This is a genomic window from Pseudomonas sp. G5(2012), assembly GCF_000408945.1.
Classification (GTDB): domain Bacteria; phylum Pseudomonadota; class Gammaproteobacteria; order Pseudomonadales; family Pseudomonadaceae; genus Aquipseudomonas; species Aquipseudomonas umsongensis.
This window is the reverse complement of record NZ_APIO01000197.1, coordinates 1-3,759: the sequence shown is the minus strand read 5'-3', so window position 1 is coordinate 3,759 and position 3,759 is coordinate 1. Positions and strand designations below refer to the sequence as shown.

The following is a 3,759-nucleotide window of genomic DNA, read 5'->3' as shown; positions in this document are numbered from 1 at the left end:
CAGGAATGGATATGTACGCAGTCAACAAAATCCGCATTGGCCGTCAGGACGCCTTCGCCGGCAAGTCGGATCGCCGCACCGCTGACTCCTACAGGTTTTCCAGGTGACTCGCCGCATGGGCGAAACCCTAGGTGGCCGTTACCGCAGCAATGGATATACACCCAATCCAAATATGCACCTGCAGCACCCAACTTAAAGTGAACAGCATTACGCATCTACAAGGACTTTTTCGCTTAACTGAACCTACGCTGGTATTTTAATTTCAGGAGTCACCATGCCTCGTTTCGCTGCCAACCTCAGCATGCTCTACCCGGAACACGATTTTCTCGACCGCTTCGCCGCGGCCGCTGCCGATGGATTCCAGGCGGTGGAATACCTGCTCCCCTACGACTACAGCGCGCAACAACTTAAACAGCGGCTGGACGACAACGGCCTGGTCCAGGCCCTGTTCAACGCCCCGCCCGGCAATTGGGCGGCAGGCGAAAGAGGCGTCGTCTCCTTGCCTGGCCGTGAAGCGGAGTTTCGCGAAGGTTTCGACCAGGCCCTGGAATATGCCGCGATCCTGGGCAATGACCGCATCCACGTCATGGCCGGGCTGCTGGCGAGCGAAGCAGCCCGTGCCCGACACCACGCGACTTACCTGGAAAACCTCAGCCACGCGGCGACGCAAGCGGCCAAGGTCGGCGTCACTGTGTTGCTGGAGCCGATCAACACCCGCGACATGCCGGGGTTTTTCCTCAACCAGCAGGATCAGGCCCAGGCCGTCTGCAAAGCTGTCGGCATGGCCAATCTCAAGGTCCAGTTCGACATCTACCATTGTCAGATCGTAGAGGGGGACGTGGCGACGAAGCTGCGCCGGGATTTCGCCGGCATCGGCCATATCCAGATCGCGGGAGTGCCGGATCGTCACGAACCGGACCTGCACAACGAGTTGAATTATCCCTACCTGTTCGAGCTCATCGACCAACTGGGCTACAACGGTTGGGTGGGTTGCGAGTACCGGCCGCGCGGCAACACCAGCGAGGGGTTGCAATGGATGCGCGATTGGCAGGCGCGCTGATCTGGCTTCACTTTTCAATGCGCTGAAATCTGCGAAAAACCGCCCCAGCCTTTACAATCACGCCTTTCACCGCAGATCAGAAAGGTTCTACAGGTTATGGCGCTCGACCCTCCCACGATGTTGACGATTTCGACCGCCCTCGCAGCCGCTGCCGCGCTGTACCTGGCGATCGAATGGCGGAGCATTCGCGAACCCTCGCTGCTGTTCTGGAGCGCGGGTTTCGCCACCATCACCCTGGGGTCGACCCTCGCCTTGCTGCGCGGGGCCGGCCTTTTGCTGGCTGGCATCTGGTTCGCCAATGGCCTGCTGGTGGTGGCCCACTGGTGTTTTCTGCTGGGCGTCGCGCGCTTCACGCAGACGCGGCTGTCGCGTGCCTGGTACCTGATCTTCGTCGCCTGGGTGACCTTGCTGTTGTTGCCGGACGAGCCGTCGTGGTCGAAGGCCATGCTGCTGGCCAATTCGCTGCTGGTCGCCCTGGTGACACTCAGGGCCAGTTTCCTTTTGCGTCCCCATGGCAAGTCGTTGAGCGTGGGGGCGGTGCAACTGCGCTATGTGCTGTTGGCCCATGGGTTGTTCTATCTTGCCAAGTCAATTACCGCCATCGTTCCCGGCACGCTGATCGACCTTGCCGCGTTTCGTGGCGAGATCATTCAGATTTCCCTGGTCGAAGGCGCGATGGCGATCATGCTGATCGCCCTGTCCATGACCGGCACCGAACGCTACAGGCGTGAGAAACGCATCGCCCGGCTGGCCGCCCGTGATCCGTTGACCGCCCTGTACAACCGCCGCGCCCTAGAAGTGCGAGCAGCGCGCCTGCTCGATAACGTCTCCACGGCAAGACCCGGTGCCTTGCTGTTGATCGATATCGACAATTTCAAACAGGTCAACGACCTCTATGGCCATATGGCTGGCGACCGCCTGCTCGTCACACTGAGCGAGATGATCCGTTCGGTCCTGCCTGAAGGCGCACTGGCGGCGCGGCTGGGCGGTGATGAATTCGTGATCCTGCTGGGCAACGCATCGCATGAGCAAATCGTCGGGCTGGGCAGCGCGCTGCGTGAGCAGTTCCACCACGCTGCCGCGCAAGCGTTCGCCACACCGCAAGCGGTAACCCTGAGCATCGGCGCCAACCTGTTCGACCATCCACCAGCCAGCCTCGCGGCATTGATCGAGCAAGGCGATGCGGCGCTCTACCAGTCCAAGCGTGGCGGACGCGACAGCATACGGTTGGTCGATCTGACCTTTGCTAGCAACGAACCGCTTTGATTTCTGAGGATTGCATTGCGCGGTTCGCGTATGAAACTCCGGGGCTCGCGTGCCAATCCAACTCATCCTCCAGCCATTGGACCAAGCGCCGCGGGGCATCAGGTTTCCTGCGTCATCGTTGACGACCATCGCGAGCAAGCTTGCTCCTACAGGGGCCCGGGCAAGATCGCTGTAAATGCGTTTGCCGCGATTCCAGTAGGAGCGAGCACGCTCGCGAAAAACCCGAGCACGATATCTGCGCATGTCTTTACTGCTTCGGCGGCCATGGTGGGCGTATGCATTACGGTGATCGGTATTTTCCAGGTGGTTACCACGCTGAGAAGTGAAGACTCCCTGGGTGATGACTTTCTCGCGATGAACGCCATCCTGCATTTGATTACCACGCTGCTGTCCTACTGGGCATTGCGTACCAGCAACGTGAACCGCAATCATTTCCTGGAAAAACTGGTCGACGTTCTTTTCCTTATCGCCTTGACCTGTACCACGGCCATTGCAGGGTTCATCACCTGGGCGATCACTGTGCATTAGTGTCTGGAACAAGCGCGCGGACGAATCGGCATTCGACTTCCGGTTCTTCGTTGCTGCGGGGTTGTTCAAGCACGAATCCGCACCGGGACAGTACTTTTTTTGAGCCCACATTTTCCTTGAATACATAAGCCACCAGTTGCGTCAGTTGCCAACGCGCCTGCGCTTGCTCGATCAGATGCCTGAGCGCCTGTGTCGCCAGGCCCTGCCCGCACGCGTCGCGACCGATCCGATAGCCCACCTCCGCACAACCAGTCGATGGGTTTATGTCTTTCAAGTTTGCCCGCCCTACAATTGTTCCGCTGCCGTCCTCAATAACAAACGGATGCCAGGTGCCGATGGCAAAACCGGACAAGTAGCCTTCGATATGTTCGGCGACACCTTGCGATGAGTAAAAAGAAGGGTCGCGCGCATCAATATGCGATTCGAACCATGCACGGTTGTGGATTTCGAAGGCCAGCAAGGCGTCCGCATCCGTACTTTTCAGCTCGCGAATTCTGAATGCGTTCATGCATCAACTCTCCAGTGCTTGAGGCCCGAGCGTGACCGTCTGTCCGGCGTTCCAGCAACCCAGGTCACTGACAATCGAGGCATCGTCTATTCCTGCCTCCTCGCTCAACTCACGAAGCGCGGCTTCGGCGGGTGTTTCACCTGACTCGATGGTGCCTTTGACCAGTTGCACGCCTGCCAGGGGATGGCGAAACAGAAGGATGCGTGGCCCGGCAGTACTCGAGAGGATGACGGGGCAAGCCTTGTTCGGTGACATGGCGACGTCCTTATCGACAATGAAGCCAGCATCATACGGCGTTTGACATGCATTTGTAGGAGCCGGCTTACCCCGTCGAGAGGCTTCGTTCCGGTTCTGCGCAGTGCGGCGGGCCCTGTAGGAGCGAGCATGCTCCGGGCGG

General features: G+C 59.3%; 4 protein-coding genes and 1 pseudogene. 3 read left to right on the top strand and 2 right to left on the bottom strand.

The window, feature by feature from the left end; all coding sequences use genetic code 11:
• Nucleotides 1-274: 274 nt before the first annotated feature.
• From otnI to PG5_RS35125, 3 genes are all read left to right on the top strand, one after another.
• Complete coding sequence (gene otnI, locus PG5_RS32410) at nt 275-1,060, top strand: 2-oxo-tetronate isomerase (RefSeq protein ID WP_020801310.1); 786 nt, start codon at nt 275-277, stop codon at nt 1,058-1,060.
• Between the two features lie 96 nt (nt 1,061-1,156).
• On the top strand, nt 1,157-2,326 hold the full coding sequence (locus PG5_RS32405; RefSeq protein WP_020801309.1) for a GGDEF domain-containing protein: 1,170 nt from the start codon (nt 1,157-1,159) through the stop codon (nt 2,324-2,326).
• Between the two features lie 30 nt (nt 2,327-2,356).
• Nucleotides 2,357-2,854: a hypothetical protein gene (locus PG5_RS35125; RefSeq protein WP_256229856.1), complete on the top strand. Its 498-nt coding sequence runs from the start codon at nt 2,357-2,359 to the stop codon at nt 2,852-2,854.
• Here PG5_RS35125 and PG5_RS32395 read toward each other — a convergent pair.
• Together PG5_RS32395 and PG5_RS32390 are read right to left on the bottom strand one after the other, a co-directional pair.
• Nucleotides 2,841-3,362 (bottom strand): GNAT family N-acetyltransferase, encoded by a 522-nt coding sequence (locus PG5_RS32395; protein ID WP_020801307.1) that lies wholly within the window; start codon nt 3,360-3,362, stop codon nt 2,841-2,843. The genes PG5_RS35125 and PG5_RS32395 overlap by 14 nt on opposite strands.
• A gap of 45 nt (nt 3,363-3,407) precedes the next feature.
• Nucleotides 3,408-3,617, bottom strand: a pseudogene (locus tag PG5_RS32390) (NUDIX domain-containing protein); the annotation flags it as partial.
• Nucleotides 3,618-3,759 lie beyond the last annotated feature (142 nt).